We start from the raw sequence: 24,195 nt of genomic DNA on the forward strand, positions 1-24,195 counted from the left end.
CGCTTTGAGGACGTCCCAAGTGATTTCGGTCGTCGCCATCGCGCTTGCGCCTTGTTAGAGTTTGCCGCTGTAACTCACGCCACCATCAGTGCCCGCAGCAGCGGCAGCCGCTTCTGGGCGAAGCTTTCCGCCTGCGCGGTGAGTTCGGCGAGGTTCTCCTCGGCGGTTTCGAGCGCCTTGCCCTCTTTCACCAGGCGTTGGCCCTGGGCGGCAAGCAGTTGCCACGCAAACGCCGCCCAATCGGGCGGGTTGGCTTTGCCCTGGGCTTTGGCCAGCAAAAAGAGCTGCTCGAAGCGGTTCACCGGCAGGCCGCCGCCGGTGACGGGGCTGGCGAGGAAGGCGATGTCGTTGCTGCCGCGGGCGTGGTTCATCAGCGCGGTGTCGAGGCGCTTGGTGGTGGGCTGAGCGTTGCTCGCGGCGGCTTTGTCCTGCGCCGGTTGGGTGACGCCGGCACCGGTGAGCACGAGCGCCGCTTGCACAAGTTGCCCAAAGTTCACCTTGGGGGCAAGCGCCTGCTCGAGCTCGCCGAGCGTCTTGGGCTTGTGGTCGGCGAGCGCGTCGAGGATGGGCGCATAGACCGCCTCAGTAAGTGTCGCCTCGCCCAGGGCGCCGGTGACCTTGAGGGCGACGTCGCCGCGCGGCTGCACGAGCACCAAGCGAACGGCGCGCAGCGCCTCGGCTTGGGTGAGGGGGGTCAGGCGCCGCGCGCCCTTGACCCAGTAGTCGCGGCGGAATTGCTGGTTGACGCAAAAGTCGCGCACCAGCTGCCGAAAGACGGGGTCGGGGATCTCTTGCAGCAGCGCCTGCTGCTCTGCGGTGAGATTCACCGCATCGACCGCATCCAGCAGGTGGGCCGAGGCGGCAAACTGGAGTTTGGCGGGCGCGAGCCATTCGGCCATGCGCGCTACCGACATCGGGTGCCAGTCGCGGTTGAAGTATTCGTGGGCCAGATAGTGGCGGTTTTGCTCGCCGATTTTTTTCAGGCGCTCGGGCACCTGGGGGTTAGCGCGGGCGTAGAGGGGGCTCGTGGCAAAAAGCCGTTCGGCAAAGGCCAGCGACTCGTCGATGCGCGGCACCACCCCGCGCCCGGCAGCGGTGAGTCGCGCGTGGTGTTCAACCAACAGGTCGCGCAGCGGCACAAAGGCCGCCCAGCCGGGCTGGCAGTTGTAGCTGACGTAAAGCACCCCGCCCACTTTGAGTTTGCGGCGCACAAAATTGGCGATCACCGCGCGGTTCTCGTCGGAAATCCAGCTCCAGATGCCGTGGAGACCAATGTAGTCAAAGTCGGGGAGATCCGTGCGGGCGCAGAAGTCGGCAAAGGCTTCGTCAAAGAGCGCGGCGCGGGCGCCCGAGGCGGCCGCAAGCCACTGCGCAAAGCCCGCCTGCGCGGGGTTGAAGTCGGTGGCAAACCACTGGGCGCCGCCAGCGGCCGCGTGGATGTTGACGCTCAGCCCCTGGCCGAAGCCCAGTTCGCAGCAGGCGGCGAAGCCCGCCGGTGCCGCAAAACCTGCCGCCGCGAGCGCGAGCTGCGCGCGCAAGGGGTTGAGTTCGGCGTAGTAGCCGTGGGTGTAGTCGATCTCGGTGACGTAACCGGCGGTCCAGTCGGTCATGGGGTTTCCTCGTAAAAGATCGCGGTTGTGGCCGCGCTGCACCAGATGGATGGGCATGCCGGGCAGACGGATGCGGGGCGACGGGGCATGGTCAACCGTCAAGCGGTATCGAACGGTCGTACAGGGTCTCGGGGGCAATGTCGATATTCCCCGGCCAAACGACCGTCCCGTAAGCGACGCGTGCGGCAAGAAACAGGTTGGACTCTTTCAATCGCGTAAATGGTTTTTTGTCCATGATGGGGGCCATGTCGAAAAGTCGACGCTCCCCGTTTTCGAATTCAAGCTCCAACTTAAAATCGGACCGGGCTTTGACTTTCACCACATCAAGCAACTCGTTCATGGTTCTCCGTAGAACATGCTGATGGTGGGCATGGGTAGCGTTCCTTGTTCGATTGTAGGGGCAGTTGCGCAATATTTTACGCCAACCGCGCCACCCTTTCGCATTGCCGCAGCAGGCACCGGCGTTTCAAGTCGACGTGCGCCGCCGCAAACGCGCGCTTTCGCTCCGAGCCGCCGCGACGACCCAAAAAATGAGCCTGGCCCCTTTAATCCTCTATTGAACTTGACGAAGCACTGAATCCCCGTATAATTCACCCCAGCAATACCCGCCACGCCTCTGCAAGCAAGCGCACCCCGGCAGGTTTTTTCAGTTTCTACTTGGCTCCCCAAAGGAGCCTGTCTACGTCGATGCCCCAAAGGCATCCTACTTAGGAAGGGCGCTGCGGCGCCCTTCTTGCTATCTGGAGACCGTATGCGTCGGGTTGCACTCTTCGTTGATGCGGGCTACTTCTGGGTACAGGCCACCTACATTGTGCATCGCCAACGCCTGGGGCGTGAGAGCATCACCATCGATTACCTTCAGTTGAGGGCAGAACTCATTCATCTTGCGCAGGCGCAGTTTCCTGACGCAGATCTCTTGCGGGTCTATTGGTACGACGGCCCTGGCACCTATGGCAAGACCGCCGGCCACCAAGCGATCGAAGATCTCGATGACTTCAAACTTCGCTTGGGGACTCGTAACGGTGTCGGAGATCAAAAGGCGGTAGACGGGCTCATCATCGCAGACCTCATTAGCCTGGCCCAGAGCAAATCGATCACCGATGCGCTGCTGCTCTCGGGTGATGCCGATTTGACACCGGGGGTGCTTGCCGCGCAAAGCATGGGTATTCGGGTTCACCTCTTGACCATGGGGCCTGCAGAGGCGACATCTCCGTTCTTGCGTGCTGAGGCTGACTGCAAAACGCACTGGGAAGACGACGCAGTGAAGCGCTTCGTCAGTGCTGCGAGGAGCAGTAGCGCAAGCGGAAATTCGCAACAAGCCATGGCTGTGGTGCCACAAGCAGGCCAATTCCCGGCTGAACAGATCAATTTAGCCGACGTCGCCCAAATCACTTTCGATGCACGCTCCGACCAAGAAAAGGCAACCATCCCCGAAAAAGGATCCTTGCCGCAAGAGATCGATCGCCGTTTGCTGCGTGCAGGCAGAGATGCTGCCAAGCGCAGCTTGGAAGATGGGGAGAAGCGCCAACTCAGGGCTGAGTTGAGAAAAGTCGCACGAAACTCCTAAAAGTCAGTTGTGGCGGGACGGCGCTCACAACGATAACACCTGCTGTTGCTCCGTCACATCGGGGCGACCGATCTTGCGTGGCCGGCCGCGGGGTCGAACTTCGCAGCGGCGTCCGATCATTTGCTCGATCCGGTCGAGAAAGCGGCCCTTGCCCAAGGGCCGGCCCTGGTTCAGCGCAAGACGGATGTCGGCAAGGGCTTCCTTGTCCAGCTCGCTGCGAAACAAGGCGCGATAAGCCGCCTGCCTTGCCTGCGCCTTGCGATCCGGCGACAAATAAAGCGCGTGCGGCCTCAGCAAGGCATCCGGCTGCCCCAGCCCATTGGCCCGGTAACTGCTCCAGGGATAGGCTGCCGGATCATCCACCATCCCGGCACACACCGGGTTCAATTCGATATAGCGCCGGCACGTCAGCAAGTCATCCTCCGCATGCACCAGTGAGGATTTGTAGCGGCTATCCCACAAGGTGCCGGTGCGTTTGTAGGTTTTGTTGATGTACTGCACATAGCGCCGCCCGAGCGAGATGACGAGTTGCGACACCGCCTGACCGGTGGGCGGCGTCAGCAGCAGATGAACGCGATTGGTCATCAGCACATAGGCGTGCAGGGCGCAGCCGGTTTTCTTGAGCGCCTCGCCCAGCCACGCGCGGTAGGCCGGATAGTCCTCCTCCGTGAAGAAGCAGGCGCCGCGGTTGTGGCCGCGCTGCACCAGATGGATGGGCACGCCGGGCAGATGGATGCGGGGGCGGCGGGGCATGGTCATCCGTGCCATTGACCGCGAGTTCCCAATCGGCAAACAGTTCGTCGCGGTGCAACTCCACCCATGCCTGCACCAGCTTGAGTTGCTTGGGCGGAAAACTCCCCGCAATCACTCGACCATCCTCAATGGCAATGGATGCCTTGTAATCCTGTCAGGTCGTAGTGCGTCACGGCAAACGCCCGCGCATTGGCCCCGAGCCGCTCGCGCGCTGCGGGGTCGGCAGGAACGCTTCCTGGTCCTTTTTGTTATGGGTGCAGGATGGCTTGGAGATCTTTGAGCAAAAGAAACAGATGGTAGGGGTCGGTGGGGCTGGGTTCGAATTCCCACGACAGATACCACTGCCGCGCCGCCTCATCCTTGGCGTGCACGAGCAGACAGCGAATACCCGCAATGTATCGGCGGCCTGCGCAGTGCGCAGCAGCGCGTCTTTCAGCAGTGCCTTGCCCAGGCCTTTCCTTTGGTGGTGGCGATCCACGGCGAGCCGTGCAAGGATCATCACCGGCACCGGATGTCTGGCCAATCCTTTCGTTACCCGTTCGGGGGCGTCCGGTGGATCGACGCTCCCGACCGCCAGAGTGTAGTAACCCACTACTTGGCCACTGAGGCAGCAGACATAGGTCTGGGCGCTGTTGGCTGTTTTTTGCTCTTTGGTTGACGAGCGCGTAGCGTTGCAAGAACCGGTTGAGCGCCGGGTGTCCGCAGTCAAAGCCTTCGGTCGAATCGGTCGGCGCGAGCTTGCGGATCGCCTCAAACGCTCCACTCAATCGAGAACCCCGGGCTCATTGAGGAGTTTTTCCAGCCGTGGCCTGGCTTTCACCGGACGATCGAGCGCCTCCTGAAAGGCCCGCCACTGCTCTTCATTCAACGTGAAATGGCGTCGATCGGCTAGCGTCTGGTTGGCTGCGATCACGCCTGCCTCAAGGAGGAATTCGCTGACATTTTTATGGCAGGCACGCGCCGCTTCCTGCAGCAGGCTCTTGACGGAGCTGCTGACCCGGAGATCGATCCGCTCGGTTTTGGAGAGGTTCAAGGTGGTCACTGTACGTTCCCCATTGCTGAGAGTGACTCATTATCGCATCCGGACGTTGTCCTGTTTACGCCAACCCCGCCACCCACGCGAGCTGCCGGGGCAGGCACACGCGCGTCAAGTCGTCGTGTTCTACCGCAAACGCTCGCGCGCTCGCCCCCAGATGCTTGCGCACTGCAGGGTCGGCCCGGCGGCGGTCATGGCGCATCTTCCGACAGCAGCACCTGCTCGAGCTTTAGCCGCACTGCGGCTTCGTCTGGTGCGGAGAGCCGCCCCAACTGGCCGCGCACCAGACGCAGGTCCAGCGTAAACAGCTTGAAGCGCACCTTGGAGGGCGCAGGCAGGCCAGCCGCTTGCAGGTCGCTAATCGGGCAATCGCCGGCCCATGGGGGATTGGCTGCCGAGGTGATCATGGCCATCACGGCATGTCCGGTCGGCTCATTGAAAAGCGCTGCATCGGACAGCACCAAGGCCGGCCGGTTCTTGGCGGCCGGCCGGTCGGTAAAGGGAAACGGCACGCGAACGACCGCGAAACGTTCAAAGGTCACGGTACGCCGCCTCGTCTTCAGCGCCACTCCATTCGGCAAGCGTGCCTTCCAGTGCGCGCAGGTATTGTCCGTCCAGCGCATCGACGCGCCGGACACTGGCCGTGCCGTCACGGTTCACTTCCCAGGCAATGGCGTCGCCGGGCTTGATGTGGAGCATCTCGCGCACCGCCTGCGGTATCGTCGTCTGGCCTTTGGCGGTAATCTTGGCTATCGCGATCATGGCAAGCTCCGTAAGAATCGCATTACTTTCTTACTGTAAGGGATGGGGCGTTTAATGTCAATGGATGGATGTCCCGCGAACGGAACTGCCATCATCCCGGGAAATGTTCGGCAGCCAACTTGCGCATCGCTTCTTGCGTCCGCTCACTCTTGCTGGCGACGGCCCAGAGGTCGAATTGCGCCGGGCGCGCCATGGAGGCAATCATCTTGAAGCCAAGCCAAGTAGGGTGGGCACGGTTTTGTGCCCACGACAAACAATCCTGTTTTTGTGATCAAGTAGAAACCCACGCCGCCGCGGGGGATAAAAAACCGCCGCACCCGGTTTAGGGTGAGGCGGTTCGGTGTTACATACGGTGGTGTGTTGCCGTTTACCGGTGTCGGTTTTGTTGGGTTGCCGAATCGTCGGCATTCCAATGTTTACCGATTAGGTGGGCACAAACGTGCCCACCCTACCGGGCTTGAATTAGTGCTGCACGAAATTTATAATATCGCGCATACTACCAAGGAGTCTCATCATGGCCATCACGGCACACTCTCCCACCGTCAAGGTCGTCGGCACCAACGGGCAGATTTCGCTGGGCAAGCAATACGCTGGCCGCCAGGTGCTGGTGGAAGAGTACGAGCCCGGTGTCTGGCTGGTGCGTACTGCCACTGTCATTCCCGACAATGAGCGCTGGCTGCACGCACCGCAGGCAGCGGCCGATCTACAAGCGGCCATGGCTTGGTCCGTGGCCCATGCCGCATCGGATGCCGATACCGAAGACACGCTCAAGCGCCTGGGCCATGGCGAGCAGTGAAGCCAAGGTCAGGCTCGACCTGAACAACCCGGTGTTTCAGGACAACCTGCTCACGCTGCAAAAGCCCGAGCGACACGCAGCCCTGGATACGCTCAACAAAATCCGCCAGCTGACCTGGAACCACCTGTACCTTGACCAGGGCCTCAAGTGGGAAAAAATCACCAGCATCAAGCCACCCCAGGGCATTGATGCGATCTACTCCCTGCGCATCACCCAATCACGCAGGGCAACTGCGTACCGCGACGGGGATTTCATCCGACTGCTCACCATCGCGCCCGACCACGATGCCACCTATGGCAGGAAATGAGCTGCAGCGCTGGTGCTCATCCGAACCTGCTGGTATCACTTTGCGCGAGATGAAGCACAGCTATCCGGGCGGCAACCGCGTGCTGTCGTTGCTGGTGTTGGAATCGGCGGCGCCGAGGAGCCAAGTAGGGTGGGCACGGTTTTGTGCCCACGACAAACAATGTTGTTTGTGTGATGAAGTAGAAACCCACGCCGCCGCGGGGAATAAAACAACCGCCGCACCCGGTTTAGGGCGAGGCGGTTCGTGTTACATACGGCGGTGTGTTGCCGTTTGCCGGGTCGGTTTTGTTGGGTTGCCGAATCGTCGGGATTGCAACGGTCACCGATTAGGTGGGCACAAGCGTGCCCACCCTACCGGGCTTGGCCGAATAAACGTGGTCTGTCCCCTATTATTTTATTTCCTTTAATTAGCGTGAGCGGACGGGGTGGGAGGCTGCATCGGAAAGTCGAAATTCAGGCCGCACGCTTTTGCGGCAAGCGAACGTCGACGACGATCTCATCATAGGGCGCCGAAATCCGGCCCCGGTCATCTTTCTCCACGGCTTGCCATTCGATCAGTTTCTCAACATCCCGATGAACGTTCTTGTAATCGCGCCGCACGCATCGCGCCAGCTCGGCGATGGTCATTGGCCCCGCTTCCCTCAGTGCCGCGAGCAAGTCCCAGCGCTTGGGCGTGAAGACTGCAAAAAGCTGTCCAACATCGGCAAAGCCAATGCCGAAATAAGGCGCCACAGGCTTGCCCTGTTCCAGCGCCTCCATCGTCTTCGACGCCAATGCCAGCGAGGCGGTCAAAGGCTCGCCGACCTTGACGTTAAGAATCCGTTTCGTCATGACAGTGCTCCTTCAGGTCGGCCATGAAATCGGCCATTAATTGTTGCGGACTGATAAAGCGGTAGGATTCTTCGTGCCGACCGACATGCTTATGGTCGCCTTTGCCCCGTTCATTGTCATAACCCAGCACCCGTTGGCCATCGACCGCATAGACCAGCCGGTATTTATAGGGATGTCCGGACGGCGGCACAGGCTGCGGTACTTGCCAGATCACGATTTCCACTATCCCGGAACCATAGGCCTGCTTGACCCGAAAAACCTCTTGCGCTTTCATGGGGTGTATCACACCATAGCCAGAATATGGTGTCAAGGGCCATACAACAGGGCCGTACAACAGGGTAGATCGCAAAAAATGAGCCTGGCCCCTTTATTTCGTCTTCGAAGAAGATCGCCGCGCGGTCGATCCCACGCAGAATCACATGCACCGGATAACCGTCGGCGAGAATGCGCGCGCGTCTGGGCATTGGACAAACAGACTCTGAACTGAACCAAGTCGACACTTGGTGAGTCTAGCAGAAAACGTGGTCTGTCCCCGTTTTCCCCGTTTTCCCGTTTTCTCCTCTTCCAGCGGAAGCCAGCCGATGGCTTCCGCTTCGATCGCGGCGAGCTTGGCCTTCAGGGCGTTGGGGTCGATCAGCCGATTCACGGCGTCAAACCCTCCACCCACGCCAACTGCTTGGGCAGACACACCGTCTTGAGGTCGTAATTGGCCTGGGCAAACGCCCGCGCATGGGCCCCCAGCCGCTCGCGCGCCGTGGGGTCGGCGAGGAGCGCGCCGATCGCGTCGGTGAGCCCCGCGACGTCGAAGAAGTCGACAAGCCGGCCGGTTTCATTGTCGCGGATCGCTTCGCGCACCGGTGGGGTGTCGCTTGCCACAATCGCGCAGCCGACGCTCATCGCTTCGAGCAGACTCCACGACAGCACAAAGGGGTAGGTGAGATAGACGTGGACGGTGGAGCGCTGCAACAGCGGCACAAAGAGGTGGTAGGGGATGTTGCCGAGGAAATGGACCCGCGCCCAGTCGACGTCGGGGATGCGCGGGCGCACTTCGTTGAGGAAGACCTCTTTCCAGGTGGCCGCGCCATAGCGCGCCGGGTCGGGGGCGGCGCCGTAGCTCACCCCGTTGCCGCCAACGATCAGCACCCGGGCGTTGGGGCGGCGGGCAAGCAGCTCCGGGAGCGCGCGCATGAAGATGTGGTACCCCCGGTAGGGCTCGAGGTTGCGGTTCACGAAGGTCACCACCTCGTCGGCGCGGGTGAGGGTGAAGCGGCTGCCGTCCGGGCGGGCGAGGTTGAGCGAGACGGCGGGGTTGGGGCGAAGATGGTCGGTGTCGATGCCGTCGTGGATGACGGTGATTTTGGATCGAAAGGGCTCGGGAAAGGTGCTCGCCTGCCAGTGGGTGGGGCTCAATCCGGCGTCGGCGACCTCGAAGTGGAGCAGGTTATTGAGGTTCTTCAGCCGCAAGCGGCACGGCTCGCCCGGGTCGTTGGTGGCAAACTCGGGGTCGAAGCCGACGTCCGCGCCGTGGGCGTGGTAGAAGAACTCGCAGTAGATGCCGAGTTTTGCCTTCGGCCAGACCTCTTTGAGAAAGAGGCTCTCGCCCCAGCCGGGGTGGGCGATGATCGCGTCGGGCGTGAAACCCTGGGCTTTTAACTGCAACGCGGCGCGAAAGCAGGCGTCGCCCCGGATCACCTTGGTCTCGAAGTCGCTCACCCACGGATGCACATTGGGCGTGGTGCCGCGGCTGGCGGCGTAGGGGATGAGCTGGACGCCTTGCCAGTTGCTTGCCGGCACCTTCTGCATTGTCATCGCCACCACCGTGTGGCCCAGCTGCGCGAGCGCGGGCGCAAGGTGTTTGAACTGGCCGGGGAAGTTTTGGTGGATGAAGAGGAGCTTCATGGGGCTACGCTCGGCACAACGCGTTGCATGGCAGGCGACGGTCAACAGGGGAAGTGCAGGCTGGCGAGTGCGCGCATTGCGTCGTCGGAGCGTGGCGATTTGCTCGCGACCGCCCAGAGGTCGTAAAAGGGGTGGGCGCGGCGCATGCTCGCCACCTGGGCAAAGCCGGCGGCCAGGAGTGTCCCCACGAGCACCTTCTGGGTAAAGCCGCAGCGGTGGGCCATGTAGAGGTTGCCGCGCGCGAGTGCGGGGCGAAAGCCGTAGAGGATGTCGAGCGGTGCGATCGGCCCGGCGGGTGCAACGTAGGCCGGTTCGGTGAGCTTGTCTTCGGCCACCAGCGCACAGACCGATTGCAGGTCGGGGCAGGTGATCACGGCAAAGCCGTCGGGTCTAAGCACGCGCAGGAATTCTTTCAGCGCCATCGGCACCTCGTGCGGATACAGGTGCTCGATGTTGTGGCTGGAGAAGATCGCATCGACCGATTCAGAGGCGACTGCTGCCATGTCGGTCATGGTGCCGACGAGATCGGGGTGGACGGACTCGTCGATGTCGAAGCGCAGCTCCAGCCACTCGGAGGTGTTGAAGCCGCGAGTCGTTTGGTCTTTGCGTTTCGGGCCGCAGCCGACGTGGAGGAAGGTTTTCATGTCAGGGTACTTGGTATTGGGAGACGAGCGTTTGCCATGTGCAGCGCAGACAGGGCGGACTCTATAGTCCGAGCATAGGCGGCGCCACCGCACAGCTGGCTGGTGAGCATCTTTTCTCGCAAGTTTTGGCGTAGGCAATCGAGCAAATCAGCTTTACCAGCCAGCGCCACCGCCTTGTCGATGTAATCTTCGCGCGACGAGGCAATCCAGTCGGTCAACCCCAGCGCATCGAGAAAGCTACCGGTCTGGCGCGAGATGGGCAGCTCGCCGGGCAACGTCAGCACCGGCACGCCCATATACAGCGCATCGCAACTGCTCAGTCCACCCGAGAACGGAAATGGATCGAGCGCAATGTCGATCTCGCCATACTCGGCCAGCATCTGCGGGTGGGTAGACCAACCCCGGCAGTCGATGCGCGCCGTATCGATGCCGTGTTGCGCAAACCGGACAACGAGTCGTTCCCGGATTTCAGCATCGCCGAGCGACTTCCACTTGAGCACCAATCGTGCGTTGGGCACGGCTTTCAGAATCGCGGACCAGGTTTCGATGACTTCGGGCGTGAGTTTGGCGAGATTGTTGAAACTGCCGAAGGTGACGTAGCCTTTCTGTGAAACCGGTGCGGGCGAGACGGGGGGTGCATATTCTGGTGGTGTGTAGCAAAAGCGCAGACCATCACGCAAAAAAATGACCCTGGCCCCTTTAATTGCGCAAAAAGTCAGTGCTGGCGGGACGGCGGATGTGAAAAAACCCCGCCTCCTTGTGAGAAGCGGGGTTGGAGTCAGGCACTCTCGGTTACCCGAGGGCGAGGGGATGACCGAAAAACGTGGTCGGTCCCCTATTCATTGTGTCATTGGAAGTTCAGCGTGTTTGCAGTGGTGTCGAATGTCGCAGTCGACAGGTCAACCAAACCAACCAACTTCACCGCGAAGTCAGTTGCTGCAAAGGTTGCGCCAGCAGTCTGATCGTTGACAACATAGGTGTTGCCGCCGAACTGGAACCACTTGACGATAGCGTCGGTGCCGCCATTGCCTGCTGCTGCGAGGTCGAGTGCACCAGCCAGCGTGGTCGCTGCGCTCACGTCCAACTTGGTAGCCGTGAATACTTCAGTGCCTTTGTTCGCGAAGGTAATCAAGTCACCCTTCGAGAAGTCGGTGATCGTGGTCAGGGATGCAGTACCGCCGAGTGCAACGCTCACGTCGAAGTTATCGTTGCCACCGTTACCGGTCAAGGTTGCGTTGTTAACGGAAGCCTTGAGGGTATCGTCGCCGCTACCACCGATCAGGATGTCGCCCAGCGAGCTGCCTGCGGAGTAAGCTGTGGTGTTACCGGTGAGGGTCAGCTTACCGGTTGCAGCGGAACCATCGATCTTGCTGCCGATTGCCGTTGCTTTCAGGGTCAGGGTCAGGTCTGCGGAACCGTTGACAGTGATTGCCGAGTTGTCAGCGTTGTTCAGCGTCGTCACAACGTTGCCGGCAGAACCGGTCGAAGTCAAATTGACGGTGGTGATACCAGTCAGCGTCAAGGTGGCCAGCGTTTGGGCAGTGGTAGCAGAACCAGTGTCCAATGTGATTGTGGTCGTGCCTTCGCCGACTTTGTTGGCGATGGATATAGTGCCGGTGTTACTGCTCGAGTTGTCGATCGTGAACTTGCTGGCGCTGTTTGCGTTGGTAAACGTCTCGGTCAAGTTTCCTGCACCAACCTTGAACTGGTTGATGGAGGTGAGCTGCGAAACGTCGACACCAGATCCGCTAGTACCAAAGCCGAGTACTTCAAAGCCCTTGGTTGCATTAACCTTGGCGATTTGCGCTGCGGTCAGGACAGCGCTCTCATTGGTAACCAGGGTGTCGGTGCCAGTACCACCATCCAGTTGCGAACCTGCGGTAATCAGGCCCAGTGCACCAGCTTTCAGCGTCAACGTATCATTGCCTGAACCGCCGGTGAATGCAAATGCAGCATCCAATGTAGCGCCGGATGCGTTAACTGAAACCTTGCCAGTCGCAGCTGAAGCGTTGATGGTCTTCAGGCCGTTCAGGGACTCAGTAATGGTCAGATCCTTATCGCCCTTGATGGTCAACGCGGTTAGAGCAGCGCCTGTGTTGCCGAGCGTCACCTTGCTCGCTGCCCCAGTGCCGGCTAGGGTCGCAGTGGTCGCCGTTGCGCTTATGAAATCCACGGTGATCGCAGCGTTGTTTGTTTTATCCGTGCCGACACCATTCAGATTGACCTGAGTAGCACCATCGACTTCGATGGTATTAGTAGCGCTAGAGTTGTAGTTCGTCAGGGTGACAGACTGGGTAGCCGAAGTCTTGATGGTGTATTTGTTTCCAGCGGTGCCCATGGCAGCGACATCAGACAACTCAATGCTGGTGACACCTGCCTTGCCGGAGTAGTCCACCGAGTTACCGGCAGTGAATTTGCCACCCTTGATGTAGAGGTTTTCTACATTGCTCAGCTGAGGCAGCACGACATCCTCGATGGCAGTTGCCGCCTTTACATAAGCCTTCAAGGTATCTACACCATCGCCCCCCTTGACTTGGTCACCAGCCGTCATCGTGTCGGCCGAGCCGGTATTATCACCAATGATGGTGTCGTTGCCAGAAGTACCAGCGATGTTGTCAATACCCGTAGTGAGCGTGAAGGTCTGGCCGGGACTGCCGCCGCCGCTCACGATATCCGCGATGACGTCATCGATCTGCCCCTTGGCCACCCCAGCCGAAGCCTCATCGGTCACGCCCGCCAGCAACTGAATTGCCGGACTCGGGTTCTTGATGAACGCATTGTTCTCCTGGGGCGTATCGAGCTTCGCCGTGAACGCCACAGCCACGCCGGTCTTGGCGATCATGGCCTCACGCTGCCCGGCGGCCAGCTGATCATCGAGATGGATCGGCCAGTTCGACGGCTGAGAGAACTCGCCATCGACATTCGGCATCAGCTTGAGATCGTTGAGCATGGCATTCGCCAGCCCCTTGAGCTTGATCGTGCCCTGATCGAGCATGCTGGTGTAGTAGTTGAACAGGATCAGCGGAGGCTGAGACCCGACCAGACGTACGAACATGTCGGTGACGATCTTACCGTTGCTCTGACCGGCGGTCGCGGCCTCCAGCAGCGGGGTCAGATAGCTGACCAGACTCGCCCCGGCCGGCTTCCAGACGCTGCCGTTGTTGTCGGCGAGCACCTTAGTGTAACCCGCCAACTCAGCGGAGCTGGCCGGACGGCCCAGGGTGGCAAAGAAATAGGCAGAAACTTTCGCTTGATATTGCTCAGCAGTCGCCATGTCAGACCCCTTAAGGGGGGTTGGGTCGAGGATTTCGCGCAGCAATCTTGGTAGGTACGCCGGTTTGGAACACACCTAAGCCACTCTCGAACGAGTTGCGCTCGGCGTATTTAATACACTAAAGCCGTAGAGAGATCAAAGCATAATCGGCAAAAAAACATCAGACGCACAACTGTTGCTATTTGCCAACAGGTACCGGCCCGATCACGCCGGCCGTACTCGTACAGGTGGCACCATACTAAAGCAAACGCGGACAAAGCGCAAAGCACACCGGCTACGCGGTCTGCGAGCGATTGTAGACCCTAGAGCCCCCCGCTTGCGCTATCCTTGCGCCCCTTTCATCATCCAAAGCACACAAGGACACCCGACCGCCCATGCCCGAGGACCGCCACGGCCCCGCCCTGGAACTCCAGGGACTGGGCAAATTCTACAGCCTCTACGCCCGCCCCCAGGACCGACTCCGACAGTCCCTGGCCGGCGGACTCAACACAGTCGCCAACCGCGCCCGCGCCCGCCTGGGACACCCGCCCCGCCCCGCCCCCTGCCACCACCAACCCTTCTGGGCCCTGCGCGGCGTCGACCTCAGCGTCGCCCGCGGCGAAACACTCGGCATCGTCGGACGCAACGGCTCCGGCAAATCCACCCTGCTGCAACTGGTCGCCGGCACCCTCAAACCCTCCGAAGGCCACATCCGCACCCACGGACGCATCGCCGCCCTGCTCGAACTCGGCAGCGGCTTCAACCCCGAGTTCACCGGCCGCGAAAACGTCTACCTCAACGCCGCCATCCTCGGCCTGCAACGCCCCCAGATCCAGGCCCGCTTCGCCGAGATCGAGGCCTTCGCCGGCATCGGCGAATTCATCGACCAGCCGGTCAAGAACTACTCCAGCGGCATGGTCGTCCGGCTCGCCTTCGCCGTCTCCGTCTGCGTCGACCCCGACATCCTCATCGTCGACGAGGCGCTGGCCGTCGGCGACGCCGCCTTCCAGTTCAAATGCCTGCAGCGCATCCGCGAACTCTCCGAACGCGGCACCACGCTGCTGTTCGTCTCCCACGACATGGGCATGGTCAAGACCTTCTGCCATCGCGCCCTCTATCTCGAACAGGGCCGGGTCAAGGCCATCGGCGACCCCGAAGCCATCGCCACCCAATACTTCCAGGACATCCGCACCCGCCAGCGCGCCGAACTGGCCGCCGACGCACCGCCCGTCACCACCCGACCCGCCCTGGGCGCCGGCGACAAGGCCGCCGCCTTCGGCGACGGCCGGGCCGAGATCCTCAGCGCCCGACTCAGCGACACGGGCGCCGCCCGCGGACTGTGCGAAGTCGGCGGCACCCTGGAACTGACCCTCGACTACCGGCGCGCGGACGCGGACGCCGCCGCCGACGGCACCACGCCCGACCCCGACACCTATCTGGCCGTCGTCATCCAGAACACCCGACTGCTCGAACTGTGCGGACAACGCTTCCGCCTACCGCCCGGCCCGCACGGCACCGCCCGCGTCCGCTGGACCAACCGCCTGGCCCCCGGCGAATACTTCGTCACCCTGCGCCTGGAGCGGCGCGTCGGCCAGGACGTCTACCTGCCTCTGGTGGCCCAGATCGCCGCCCTCAGCTTCACCAGCACCTGGGACGAACGCGCCTTCCTGGGCATCATGGACCCCGACATGAGACTCGCGACCGATGCGCATCATTGCACTGCTGGCGATTCGTAACGAAGCCCTCTATCTGGAACGCTGCCTGCGCCACCTGAGCGAACAGGGCCTGGAGAGCTACCTGATCGACAACGACTCCACGGATCCCAGCCTGGAGATCGCCCGCGCCTGGCTCGGACGCGGACTGATCGGGATCGAATCGCGCCCCTACCCCGGCTTCTACGACTGGCGCGGAATCCTCGAACGCAAGGCCGAACTGGCCGCCGAACTCGGCGACCACTGGTACATCCACCACGATGCCGACGAGATCCGCCAGTCGCCCGTCCCCGGCCGGACCCTGGCCGAGGCGATCGCCGCCGCCGACGCCGCCGGTTACGACGCCATCGACTTCCTGGAATTCGTCTTCACGCCCACCGACCGCACCCAGGACGCGCGCGGCACGGACTATGTCGCCGCCCTGCCCCACGCCTACCACTTCCGGCCCAACCCGCTGCATCGCGTCAACGCCTGGCGCCACGCCGGACCCGTCGACCTGCTGAGCTTCGGCGGACACCGCGCCGAGTTCCCCGGCCGGCGCCTGAGCCCCGAACCCCTGATCCTGCGTCACTACCCCTTCCTGAGCTGGGAACATCTGGTGAGCAAATACCGACACGAACGCCGCTATTCCGCCTACGAGGTCGAACAGCTCGGCTGGCACGGCAAACGCGCCCACTTCGACCCCAACGCCGCCCGCCTGCCGGCCCCCGAGGAACTGATCCGGCCCGACGTCGAGGGCTGGCGCACGGATCGCCCCCGGACCACGCATCCCTTCCTGGAGGGCTGAGCATGGAACCGCGCACCCAGGCCCCGCCCGCCCCCTTCGTCATCGGCATGGGACGCTCGGGAACCACCTTGCTGCGTCTGATGCTGGACGCCCATTCGCAGCTGGCCATCCCGGCCGAGACCCACTTCATCCCCGTCCTGCTCGCCGAACCGCCGCGCGACGGCGCCGCGTGTCTGGCACGGCTCCAGGCGCTGCCCAACTGGGACGACTTCGACCTGAGCACGACCGGATTCGCCCACCGCCTGCGCGCGCTCGACCCCTTCGACCCGGCGGCGGCGGTGCGGCTGTTCTTCACCGTCTATGCCCGGACCCAGGGCAAACCGCGCTGGGGCGACAAGACCCCGACCTATGCGGAACAGGTTGCGGCCATCGGCACCCTGCTGCCCGAGGCGCGCTTCGTGCACATCCTGCGCGACGGACGCGATGTGGCCCTGTCCTATCGCGACAAGTGGTTCGGTCCGGGCGACGACCTGGCCGCCGCCGCTCGGCTCTGGCGCGGACGCATCCTGGAGGCGCGCGCCCAGGCCGCGCGCCTGGAACCCGGACGCTATCTGGAACTGCGCTTCGAGGATCTGATCGCCGCGCCCGAGCACGAGCTGAAGCGGGTGTGCGCCTTCCTGGAGCTGCCCTTCGAGCCTGGGATGCTGGATTACCACCGGCGCGCCGCATCGCGTCTGGGCGAGCTGGGCGACCGGCGCGACAGCGAGGGTCGGGTGGCGGTGCCGCGCGCCCGACGTCTGAGCATCCATGCCAACACGGCGCGTCCGCCCGATCCGGCACAGTCCGGCAAGTGGCGTACCGGACTGACGCCGGCCGAGGTCGCGCTGTTCGAGCGCGAGGCGGGCGACCTGCTGACGGCGCTCGGGTATGCGCCGGCCGAGGTCTGAAGATGGCGATCCGCGACTTACTGCGTCGATATGCGTCTGAACGCGAGATGGAGACCCCGATCCTCATCGGCGGCTTCTATCGCTCGGGCACCACCCTGCTCCGGCGCCTGCTCGACGCCCATCCGGCCGTCCACTGCCCGCCCGAGCTGAAGTTCATGCGCGACGTCCTGGGCGAATACGGCGACGACCCCTACGGCCATCTGCGCTTCTTCAACGCCTGCCGCGGACTGCCGCTGGACGAGGCCGAGCGCCTCGCCGTCTGGGGACGCGCCTATGCCGAACTGCGCACCCGCGCCGCCGAACGCCTCGGCAAACGCCGCTGGGCCGACAAAGACCCCGAGAACGCCCGCTATCTGCCGTATTGGGAACAGGCGCTGGGATCAAACTTCGTCTACGTCCATCTGCTCCGCGACCCGCTCGACACCCTGGCCTCGGTGCGCGAAATGGGCTTCGAGAAGAGCCTGCCGCCGGTGCTGACCGAACAGGTCGCCCGCTGGCGCGCCAATGGCGAGGCGGCGTTGCAGTTCTTCGCCCGCGCCCCCGAGCGCGGCTACTGCCTGAGCTACGAGGCCCTGGTCGAACGCCCCGAGGCGACCCTGGGCGCGCTGCTCGACCGGCTCGGTCTGGACGACGACGGCACCCTGACACAGCACCTGAACGACCCCGCCCGCGGACGCGGACTCGAAGACCCCAAGATCGACCGGACCTCGGGCATCCACGGCCAAAGCCTGGGACGCGGCGCACGCGAACTGGACGCCGCGAGCCGGGCCTTCATCCACAGCGAACTGGACGGCGTGTATCAGGCGCTGTCTCACTCGACCCTGGAGCGATAGGCGCCGATCTGGTCTGGGGTCAGCAACCCGTCGCCCGGTCCGCCCGTCCAGCCGTTGGGCTGACCATAGGTGCCGTCGACTCGGGGCATGATCGCCAGATCGTTGAGAACGGCATTGACGAGTCCGCGCGCACGGATGCTGCCCGCGAGGAGCTGGTCGACGTAGTAGGCCGGGATACGGCTGTCGAGACCGCTGGTGGTGCCGAAGAGATTGGTCAGGACGGTGTCGACCTGAGCGCCGGCCTCGGCGGATGTCGGGAGCTCCGCGCCCCAGCCGACCAGATCGCTGAGATACACCTGGAGACCCGCCCCCGCCGGCCGCCAGACGCTGCCGGAGTTGTCGAACAGGACGGCGCTCCAGTCGTCGAGTTCGCCGGCCGTGGGCGCACGCCCGAGACCGCCCTGGAAGTAGGCGCGCACCTTGCGATGGTAGGACTCGGCCGTCTGGCCGGCGGCGGCATAGGCGACGATCCGGAAGTTCTGGTGCGGCTCGGACCATTGCAGACCGAGACTGTCGCCCGGACGCGGGAAGTCGGCGATCCTGTGCAGACGCTGCACGCCGCTGACGCGGCCTTGGCCGCCGGGGGTGGCGACCTGGAAGCTGCGCGTCTCGACGACGGCACCGTCGATGAACAGCCGAATCCGGTGCTCTCCGTCGGCATAGTCGTTCCAGTTGACGGCACGCGCATAGCCGTTGTCGGTGTCGCCGCAGACGCCGCGCGTATCCGCACGCTCGCTGCCGTAGGGCAGTGCGAACCGCACGCCGTCGAGTTCGGCATCGACCGTGCTCGCGGCACAGACCCAGCCGCGGATGAGCGCCTGGCCGCTCTCGAACCCGCCGGCCAGCGGACTCTCCCAGTGACCGGCGCCCGCAGCGCTGCTCGCCCAGTCGGCCTGTGCGGCCGCCGCCCCGCCCCGGCTGACGACGAAGTTCTGATGCGGCTCCGACCACACCAGGGGCGTGTTCAGTCCGGCCGCCGGGAAGTCCGCGACCGTCGTGCTCGCGCTCAACCCGGTGAGGAAGGTGGCGCCCAGGGTGGTGACGATCACCCGCGCCTCGGTGAGCGGCCGGTCATCGGCGAGCAGGATCAGGGTATGTTCGCCGTCGCCGTAGTCGGACCAGTTGATGGCGGCGGCAAAGCCGTTGGCCGTGTCGCCGCAGATGGCCTGACTGTCGGCGCGCTCGGACCCATAGGCGGCGGTGAAGGGGGCGCGGTCGTCGACCTGGAGGTCGACACGGCCGGCCTCGCACACCCAGCCGTGCACCACGCCGATGCCGCTCTCGAAGCTGCCGTTGACCGGGCTGTCGAGCCGGTAGCGGTTGCTCAGTTCGGTGAAGTTGGCCGTGACCTCGACGTCCTCCACCAGGGTCAGGGTGCAGTCATCGGCCCCCGTGCAGCCGCCGCCCCAGCCGGCGAAGCTCCAGCCGGCGTCCGGCACGGCACTCAGGCGGGTCCGGCTGTTGGCGGCGAACACGGCCTCGCAGACGTCCGGACAGTCGATGGCGCCGCTGCCGTCAAGCACGCGCCCGGAACCCTCGACCTTCAGGGTCAGGAGCACCTCGTCCGCCGCCGTCCGGCGCAGGTTCAGGAAGCCCGTGCCGCCGGGGTCGAGCACCCGTTGCGGCTCGGACTCGGAGAACAGCCGGTCGCCGCCCAACCCGAGCTGTCCCTGGCTGCCCAGGCCCCAGGACCAGACGAAGCCGTCGGCATGCAGGGCCAGCGAGTGCTGCTCGCCGGCGGCCGGCTGCGGGGTGGCGGCCTGGACCGGGAGGCTCGTCAGTGCGAGAAATCCAAGGAGTCCGAGGAGGCGTGTCGTTGGGTGCATCTTGGTGTCCTCTGCCGTTCGTCGAGTGAGACGCGAGGCCCCGGCGCAGATCAATCCACCGGGGCTCGACGGTCGGCCTGCAGAATGGCGATGATCTCGGTATCGTTGCGCTGGAACTCGCGGAGATGAAACGCGCCGTTCAAATAGGCCTGAGCGTCGTTCAAAAAGGCGTTGAACGAATCGAAGTCCCAGACATGGAAATGGATGCTGTAGTCGATCTCGAGCAGCCGCTCCAGTTGCCGCTCGGCCTCGACCGGATCGAGGATCTTGTTGACGTATCTCACCCACTCCGCGAAGTGGGCCCGACGCGAGACCTCAGGCCCCTGCCGATCGTCGCGGACGAGATGCTCGAAATCCGTGAGCGGCCGCTCGGCGTCGAAGCAATGCCTCTTGTCCGGAACCGCATAATAGATCACCCCCTGAGGCTTGAGCTTCGCCAGATGGGATCGCATGGCGCCCAATGGGTTCTCGCAGTGTTCGAGCATGTGGTTGGCGATGATGAAATCGACCTCGCCATCGGCGATCTGCGTCAACCGCTCGCCATCGTCGACGATATCCACGTCGACCAAGTCATAGGCGTTCAGCTCCGGATACTGGCGGCGCAGTCGATCGGGTGTGAGCCGATCGACATAGCGCACCTCCACCGCCGGCCCGACGTGCAAGGGTATGTGCAGGGCGCCGATCTCGATACCCCGCCCCGCCAGATACCGTTCACTGAGCCGGCGTCTCATGGAGAGCATGTTGCTCGGAATCAAACTCATCGGATATGTCTCTCGCTTACTCGATCCGGGCGCGGTAGGCGCTGATCTGGGCTGGGGTCAGCAACCCGTCGCCCGGTCCGCCCGTCCAGCCGTTGGGTTTGCCGTAGGTACCGTCGACTCGGGGCATGATCGCCAGATCGTTGAGAACGGCATTGACGAGTCCACGCTCGCGAATGGAGCCGGTGACCAGGGCGTCGACGTAGTAATTCGTGATACGCGAGTCGATGTCCGAGGATGAACCGAAGAGGTTCCCGAGCACCTCGTCCACCCGTGAGCGGGCCGTTTGGTCGTCGATCAGGGCCGTGCCCCAGCCCAGCGAGTTGCTCAGAAAGTGCTGCAGCCCGGCACCCAGGGGCCTCCAGACGCTGCCGCTGTTGTCGCGCAGCACGGCGCCCCACTCGGCCAGCTCGGAAGACGTGGCCGCGCGCCCGAAGGCGCCATAGAAGTAGGCGTTCACCTTGCGGTAGTAGTCCTCGGCCCTGGGCTGGTCGTCCCCAGAGACGGGCGGGCAGGTGCCGACGCCCTGCTGACGGCCAAAGTTCTGCGTCCAGTAGTGCCGGTAGGTGCTGCCGGCCCCATAGGCATAACCCACGCCCAGATCGCAGACGATGGTGTCGAGGATGTTGGCGCGGTGTCCGGGGCTGTTCATCCAGGCATCGACGACGGCGGCGGGCGAGGTCTGTCCGGCCGCGATGTTTTCGGACGCATAGTTCCAGTTGTAGCCGGCATCCGACATGCGATCGGCATGGCTGCGGCCATCGAGTCCGGTATGGCTGAAATAGTCGTTGGTGGCCATGTCGATCGAGTGTCCGCGCGCCGAGTTCAGCAGGCGATCGTTCCAGGCCAGAGGGGGCAGGCCGTTCATCCGGCGCTCGTTGTTGGTGAGGGTCGCGGTCTCGGTCTCGAAGGCCAGGGCACTGGCGGGCTGCCGCTCGCCAAAGGGGATGCGCCCGGCGAACAGTGAGTCATCGCCGGGAGGGAGCTCGCGCACGACGTGCCAGTCGTCATCGAACGGACGGATCTGGAAGATGCCATCGGGCGTCAGGATCGTGCCCGAGACCGTCGTTTCACCCAGGGCGAGATGCGCGAGGACGCCGGCCTCGTCCGCGCCATGCCCCCACCAGGAGAGACTGCCGAGCATCTCTTCGCCGATCTCGTCGCAGACGAGCCGGATACTGCGATCGTCGAAGAGATCGAGTGCGACCTCGCCGCCGGGTTCCAGAGGCAGGGCCTCGATCCGGACCTGAACGAGCCGCTGACGCCACACCAGTTTCACGGCCTGATCCGGAATCGCCGATTCAGGCGCCCAGGCATCCGTGAACAGCCGCGCATCCTCGGGTACCCCCGCCACGGGGAAGGCCACCGTCAGTACCAGCACCAAGGCCATGAGCCGCTTGATCATCTCTCACCTCCTCAATTCAAGGGATGCAGCCGGTCGCTAGTCCGGCACGCTCAATGTCTGCTCCAGGGTCGTCTGTGATTCCCGGTTCGAGAACGACCACCAATCGGAACTCTCGATACGCTCTCGATAGCGCTCGAACTGCTCGCGGGTCAGGAGTATCCGAATGGAACCGCCGCCCGTCCAGCCGTTGGGCTGACCATAGGTGCCGTCGACCCTGGGCATGATCGCCAGATCGTTCAGGATGGCGTTGACGAACCCGCGCGGGCGAACGGAACCGCTGACCAGCGCCTCGACGTAGTAATTCGCGATACGCGGATCGATGTCCCAGGACGAACCGAAGAGGTTCCGGAGCACCTCGTCCACCCTGAGACTCGCTGTGCTGAGGTCGAGCGGCGCCGTGCCCCAGCCCATGGTGTCACTCAGATAAATTTGTAGCCCGGCGCCCGTGGGCCTCCAGACGCTGCCGCTGTTGTCGCGCAGCACGGCCCCCCACTCATCCAGCTCATCGGGCATGGCGCCCCACCCGAAGGTGCCATAGAAGTAGGCGTTCACCTTGCGGTAGTAGTCCTTGGCCTCGTACTGGCCGCCCCCCGTACCCGTGATGTAGATGGTGTTCGAGGCGGCCAGGCCGTTGTTGCTCTCGTTGCTCTCGGAGACCTCGCCCTTCTTGTCGGCGTAGGCACCCAGATAGTAGCTGCCCGTGGTCAGGGTCGAAGGGATGACCACAGTCCCGGAACAGTTTTGGCTCGCCCCAGGAGCCAGCGAGGCGATGTCGCAACCCCAGGTGGTGTCGACGTCACCGGTGGTGATGGTGCTGTCGGTGGAGAGGTAATAGCCGAGGCGGAAGGCGCCGGCCGCCGCCGTGCCCTGGTTCCTGACCGTCGACGAGGCCGTGATGCTGCCGCCGGCCGTGCCGCTCGTCGGGCTACTGACGGCGGTGACGATCAGGTCGGGCTTCGAGGTTCCGCCACCGCCGCCGCCACAGTCGATGGTACTGGTGAGTCGCCGGGTAGCGGCGGCGACATCGATGCGCGGCTTGGTGATGCCGTTGCGTGCATCGGTCACGGACTTGCCGCCGGCCTGGAGCGCGGAGAGGATGTTGTCGGGTGTGGCGGGCGAACAGAGGCTCTTGAGCGCCGCCACGGCACCGGCGACATGGGGAGCCGCCTGGGATGTGCCTCCCTTCTGCAAACCTGCCGCATCGATGAGCGCGCCCGGAGCGAGCAGGCTCAGGAAGCTGGCCGAATTGGAAAAACAGGTGACCTTGTCGGCGGCCGTGACCTGGTCGGTGCAGGTGTTGGGCGGCTTGCCCCAGGTGCGTGCGCCGACATTGGAATCATAGACGGCGCCCACGGAGACGGCTCCCGGAACACAGGCGGGACTCGCGATGCCATCCGTGTAACTCTCATTGCCTGAGGCGACGGCGATGAAGATGCCGGCCGAGCGCAGACTGGAAAAGGCCGCGTCATAGCTCGACCCGCCACAGGGGGCGGTGTATTTCCGTTCACCGCCCAAACTGAGATTGACGGCCACGATGTTGTAGGTGGCGCGGTTGGCGACGGACCAGTTGAGCGCCGCGATGATGTCCGTATCCGAGGCACCGCCATCCGCCCTGAAGACATCCAGTGCCGCGATCCTGGCCTGGGGCGCCACGCCCAGCACGATACCGGCGACATTGGTGCCGTGCCCATCGTCGTCCAGACTACCGTCGTCGGCCGGGAAGTCCCTGGCATAGACCACCTTGCAGGAACCGCCCGGCGCGGTGCAGGAACCGAAGGCGGATCCGGTGTAGTCCACTCCGGTATCGAGCACCGCCACCGTGGTGCCGCTGCCGGTCGCACCGAGTCCGTAGGCGGTGGGCTGATCGATCAGCGGCAGACTCTGGTTGAGTTGGAGATACTTGACGCCGACCTCGTGCACGGCCTTGACGCGGGGGTCGTGACGCAGCGCCTCGATGGCTTCGAGCGAACGGACCCGCAGCACATTCATGGGCATGTGGCTGTAGTCCTCGACCTCCTCGACATCGAGCGCCTGCATCTCATGGAGCACATCGGCCTTGTTGAGACGCTGGCCGCGGCGAATCGTCCTGTCGTCGGCGTTGGCCGGCAGGTTCGGCGAGACGTATTCGACGATCAGCTCGACGTCGCGACCGGCACGCAGCCGCTCCAGTGTCGCCGGACGCAGACCCACACCGGGCGCCGTGAAGGTGTCGACCCGACCGGGTTCACCGATCGGGCGTTCGGATGGCCATGACGGCTCGTCCCAGTCAGTGTCCTGATCGCTCGCCCCGCCCTCCCAAATGCCCGATGGCTCCACGGACGACGATTCCTGATTGGTGGTGCTTCCGGATGTTCCGGCCGCCGACACGACCAAGGACCAGCCGAGGACGAGCATCAGCGCAACGACGACCGGAAACCATCGGGGCAGGCATGATCGCGTTCGAGATTCGAAACTGGAGGTATTCACGAGACAGACTCCTTTGACGTTGACGCCTGTACCGACATCCATCGGCGGACGGCGAACCGCATCG

At 63.6% G+C, this 24,195-nt stretch carries 25 protein-coding genes and 1 pseudogene; 7 read left to right on the forward strand and 19 right to left on the reverse strand.

Features of this window, described 5'->3' with window-relative positions; all coding sequences use genetic code 11:
- Window positions 1-74: 74 nt before the first annotated feature.
- Together Atep_RS13720 and Atep_RS13725 are read right to left on the reverse strand one after the other, a co-directional pair.
- A complete protein-coding gene (locus Atep_RS13720; RefSeq protein ID WP_236786238.1) occupies window positions 75-1,667 on the reverse strand; it encodes a methyltransferase regulatory domain-containing protein in 1,593 nt (530 codons plus the stop codon).
- 34 nt (window positions 1,668-1,701) lie between these two features.
- On the reverse strand, window positions 1,702-1,950 hold the full coding sequence (locus tag Atep_RS13725; protein WP_213379026.1) for a DUF2442 domain-containing protein: 249 nt from the start codon (window positions 1,948-1,950) through the stop codon (window positions 1,702-1,704).
- Between the two features lie 411 nt (window positions 1,951-2,361).
- On the opposite strand from Atep_RS13725, the gene Atep_RS13730 reads away from it, so the two are divergent.
- Complete coding sequence (locus Atep_RS13730; protein WP_213379027.1) at window positions 2,362-3,177, forward strand: NYN domain-containing protein; 816 nt, start codon at window positions 2,362-2,364, stop codon at window positions 3,175-3,177.
- Window positions 3,178-3,201: 24 nt separating this feature from the next.
- Here the strand turns inward: Atep_RS13730 and Atep_RS13735 are convergent, their stop codons facing one another.
- The 6 genes and pseudogenes from Atep_RS13735 to Atep_RS13760 all read right to left on the reverse strand — a co-directional run bounded on the left by Atep_RS13735 (window position 3,202) and on the right by Atep_RS13760 (window position 5,728).
- Complete coding sequence (locus Atep_RS13735; protein WP_236786241.1) at window positions 3,202-3,945, reverse strand: transposase; 744 nt, start codon at window positions 3,943-3,945, stop codon at window positions 3,202-3,204.
- A 22-nt stretch (window positions 3,946-3,967) separates the two neighbouring features.
- Window positions 3,968-4,072 (reverse strand): annotated as a pseudogene (locus Atep_RS16940) (DUF4160 domain-containing protein); the annotation flags it as partial.
- Window positions 4,073-4,099: 27 nt separating this feature from the next.
- Window positions 4,100-4,639: a GNAT family N-acetyltransferase gene (locus Atep_RS13745; RefSeq protein ID WP_473697688.1), complete on the reverse strand. Its 540-nt coding sequence runs from the start codon at window positions 4,637-4,639 to the stop codon at window positions 4,100-4,102.
- Between the two features lie 54 nt (window positions 4,640-4,693).
- Window positions 4,694-4,972, reverse strand: a complete 279-nt coding sequence (locus tag Atep_RS13750) for a type II toxin-antitoxin system TacA family antitoxin (protein WP_213379028.1) — start codon at window positions 4,970-4,972, stop codon at window positions 4,694-4,696.
- 185 nt (window positions 4,973-5,157) lie between these two features.
- Window positions 5,158-5,508 carry a type II toxin-antitoxin system PemK/MazF family toxin gene (locus Atep_RS13755; protein WP_213379029.1) on the reverse strand — a complete coding sequence of 117 codons (351 nt, stop codon included), beginning with the start codon at window positions 5,506-5,508 and terminating at the stop codon, window positions 5,158-5,160.
- Window positions 5,498-5,728 (reverse strand): AbrB/MazE/SpoVT family DNA-binding domain-containing protein, encoded by a 231-nt coding sequence (locus Atep_RS13760; RefSeq protein WP_213379030.1) that lies wholly within the window; start codon window positions 5,726-5,728, stop codon window positions 5,498-5,500. Before Atep_RS13760 ends, Atep_RS13755 begins: the two co-directional genes overlap by 11 nt.
- Before the next feature lie 514 nt (window positions 5,729-6,242).
- Between Atep_RS13760 and Atep_RS13765 the strand changes: the two genes are divergently transcribed.
- Window positions 6,243-6,524 (forward strand): hypothetical protein, encoded by a 282-nt coding sequence (locus Atep_RS13765; RefSeq protein WP_213379031.1) that lies wholly within the window; start codon window positions 6,243-6,245, stop codon window positions 6,522-6,524.
- Window positions 6,511-6,831, forward strand: coding sequence for a hypothetical protein (locus tag Atep_RS13770; RefSeq protein WP_213379032.1), 321 nt, complete (start codon window positions 6,511-6,513; stop codon window positions 6,829-6,831). Before Atep_RS13765 ends, Atep_RS13770 begins: the two co-directional genes overlap by 14 nt.
- A 452-nt stretch (window positions 6,832-7,283) precedes the next feature.
- Here the strand turns inward: Atep_RS13770 and Atep_RS13775 are convergent, their stop codons facing one another.
- From Atep_RS13775 to Atep_RS13805, 7 genes are all read right to left on the reverse strand, one after another.
- On the reverse strand, window positions 7,284-7,661 hold the full coding sequence (locus Atep_RS13775; RefSeq protein WP_213379033.1) for an HVO_A0114 family putative DNA-binding protein: 378 nt from the start codon (window positions 7,659-7,661) through the stop codon (window positions 7,284-7,286).
- Entirely contained in the window at window positions 7,642-7,935 is a 294-nt protein-coding gene (locus tag Atep_RS13780) for a toxin-antitoxin system TumE family protein (protein WP_213379034.1), read from the reverse strand. Before Atep_RS13780 ends, Atep_RS13775 begins: the two co-directional genes overlap by 20 nt.
- A gap of 141 nt (window positions 7,936-8,076) precedes the next feature.
- Window positions 8,077-8,307 carry a hypothetical protein gene (locus Atep_RS13785; RefSeq protein WP_213379035.1) on the reverse strand — a complete coding sequence of 77 codons (231 nt, stop codon included), beginning with the start codon at window positions 8,305-8,307 and terminating at the stop codon, window positions 8,077-8,079.
- Window positions 8,304-9,560 carry a glycosyltransferase gene (locus Atep_RS13790; protein ID WP_213379036.1) on the reverse strand — a complete coding sequence of 419 codons (1,257 nt, stop codon included), beginning with the start codon at window positions 9,558-9,560 and terminating at the stop codon, window positions 8,304-8,306. Before Atep_RS13790 ends, Atep_RS13785 begins: the two co-directional genes overlap by 4 nt.
- A 41-nt stretch (window positions 9,561-9,601) precedes the next feature.
- Window positions 9,602-10,204 (reverse strand): class I SAM-dependent methyltransferase, encoded by a 603-nt coding sequence (locus Atep_RS13795; RefSeq protein WP_213379037.1) that lies wholly within the window; start codon window positions 10,202-10,204, stop codon window positions 9,602-9,604.
- Window positions 10,201-10,884, reverse strand: coding sequence for an O-linked N-acetylglucosamine transferase family protein (locus tag Atep_RS13800; RefSeq protein WP_213379038.1), 684 nt, complete (start codon window positions 10,882-10,884; stop codon window positions 10,201-10,203). The genes Atep_RS13795 and Atep_RS13800 overlap by 4 nt, the downstream gene beginning before the upstream one ends.
- Before the next feature lie 167 nt (window positions 10,885-11,051).
- Window positions 11,052-13,478 (reverse strand): beta strand repeat-containing protein, encoded by a 2,427-nt coding sequence (locus tag Atep_RS13805; protein WP_213379039.1) that lies wholly within the window; start codon window positions 13,476-13,478, stop codon window positions 11,052-11,054.
- 374 nt (window positions 13,479-13,852) lie between these two features.
- On the opposite strand from Atep_RS13805, the gene Atep_RS13810 reads away from it, so the two are divergent.
- Genes Atep_RS13810 through Atep_RS13825 form a run of 4 tightly spaced genes read left to right on the forward strand, consistent with a single transcriptional unit; the run spans window position 13,853 to window position 17,676 of the window.
- A complete protein-coding gene (locus tag Atep_RS13810) occupies window positions 13,853-15,193 on the forward strand; it encodes an ABC transporter ATP-binding protein (RefSeq protein ID WP_213379040.1) in 1,341 nt (446 codons plus the stop codon).
- A complete protein-coding gene (locus Atep_RS13815) occupies window positions 15,162-15,956 on the forward strand; it encodes a glycosyltransferase family 2 protein (protein ID WP_213379041.1) in 795 nt (264 codons plus the stop codon). Before Atep_RS13810 ends, Atep_RS13815 begins: the two co-directional genes overlap by 32 nt.
- Window positions 15,957-15,958: 2 nt before the next feature.
- Window positions 15,959-16,843: a sulfotransferase family protein gene (locus Atep_RS13820; protein ID WP_213379042.1), complete on the forward strand. Its 885-nt coding sequence runs from the start codon at window positions 15,959-15,961 to the stop codon at window positions 16,841-16,843.
- Window positions 16,844-16,845: 2 nt separating this feature from the next.
- Entirely contained in the window at window positions 16,846-17,676 is an 831-nt protein-coding gene (locus Atep_RS13825) for a sulfotransferase family protein (protein ID WP_213379043.1), read from the forward strand.
- Here Atep_RS13825 and Atep_RS13830 read toward each other — a convergent pair.
- From Atep_RS13830 to Atep_RS13845, 4 genes are read right to left on the reverse strand one after another with little or no spacing between them, the layout of a single operon-like run.
- A complete protein-coding gene (locus Atep_RS13830) occupies window positions 17,655-19,502 on the reverse strand; it encodes an InlB B-repeat-containing protein (protein WP_213379044.1) in 1,848 nt (615 codons plus the stop codon). The genes Atep_RS13825 and Atep_RS13830 overlap by 22 nt on opposite strands.
- A gap of 50 nt (window positions 19,503-19,552) precedes the next feature.
- On the reverse strand, window positions 19,553-20,263 hold the full coding sequence (locus Atep_RS13835) for a methyltransferase domain-containing protein (RefSeq protein WP_213379045.1): 711 nt from the start codon (window positions 20,261-20,263) through the stop codon (window positions 19,553-19,555).
- Window positions 20,264-20,279: 16 nt separating this feature from the next.
- Window positions 20,280-21,665 (reverse strand): CAP domain-containing protein, encoded by a 1,386-nt coding sequence (locus Atep_RS13840; RefSeq protein WP_213379046.1) that lies wholly within the window; start codon window positions 21,663-21,665, stop codon window positions 20,280-20,282.
- 36 nt (window positions 21,666-21,701) lie between these two features.
- Window positions 21,702-23,981, reverse strand: coding sequence for a S8 family serine peptidase (locus Atep_RS13845; RefSeq protein WP_213379047.1), 2,280 nt, complete (start codon window positions 23,979-23,981; stop codon window positions 21,702-21,704).
- Window positions 23,982-24,195 lie beyond the last annotated feature (214 nt).

Source organism: Allochromatium tepidum (assembly GCF_018409545.1).
Classification (GTDB): domain Bacteria; phylum Pseudomonadota; class Gammaproteobacteria; order Chromatiales; family Chromatiaceae; genus Thermochromatium; species Thermochromatium tepidum_A.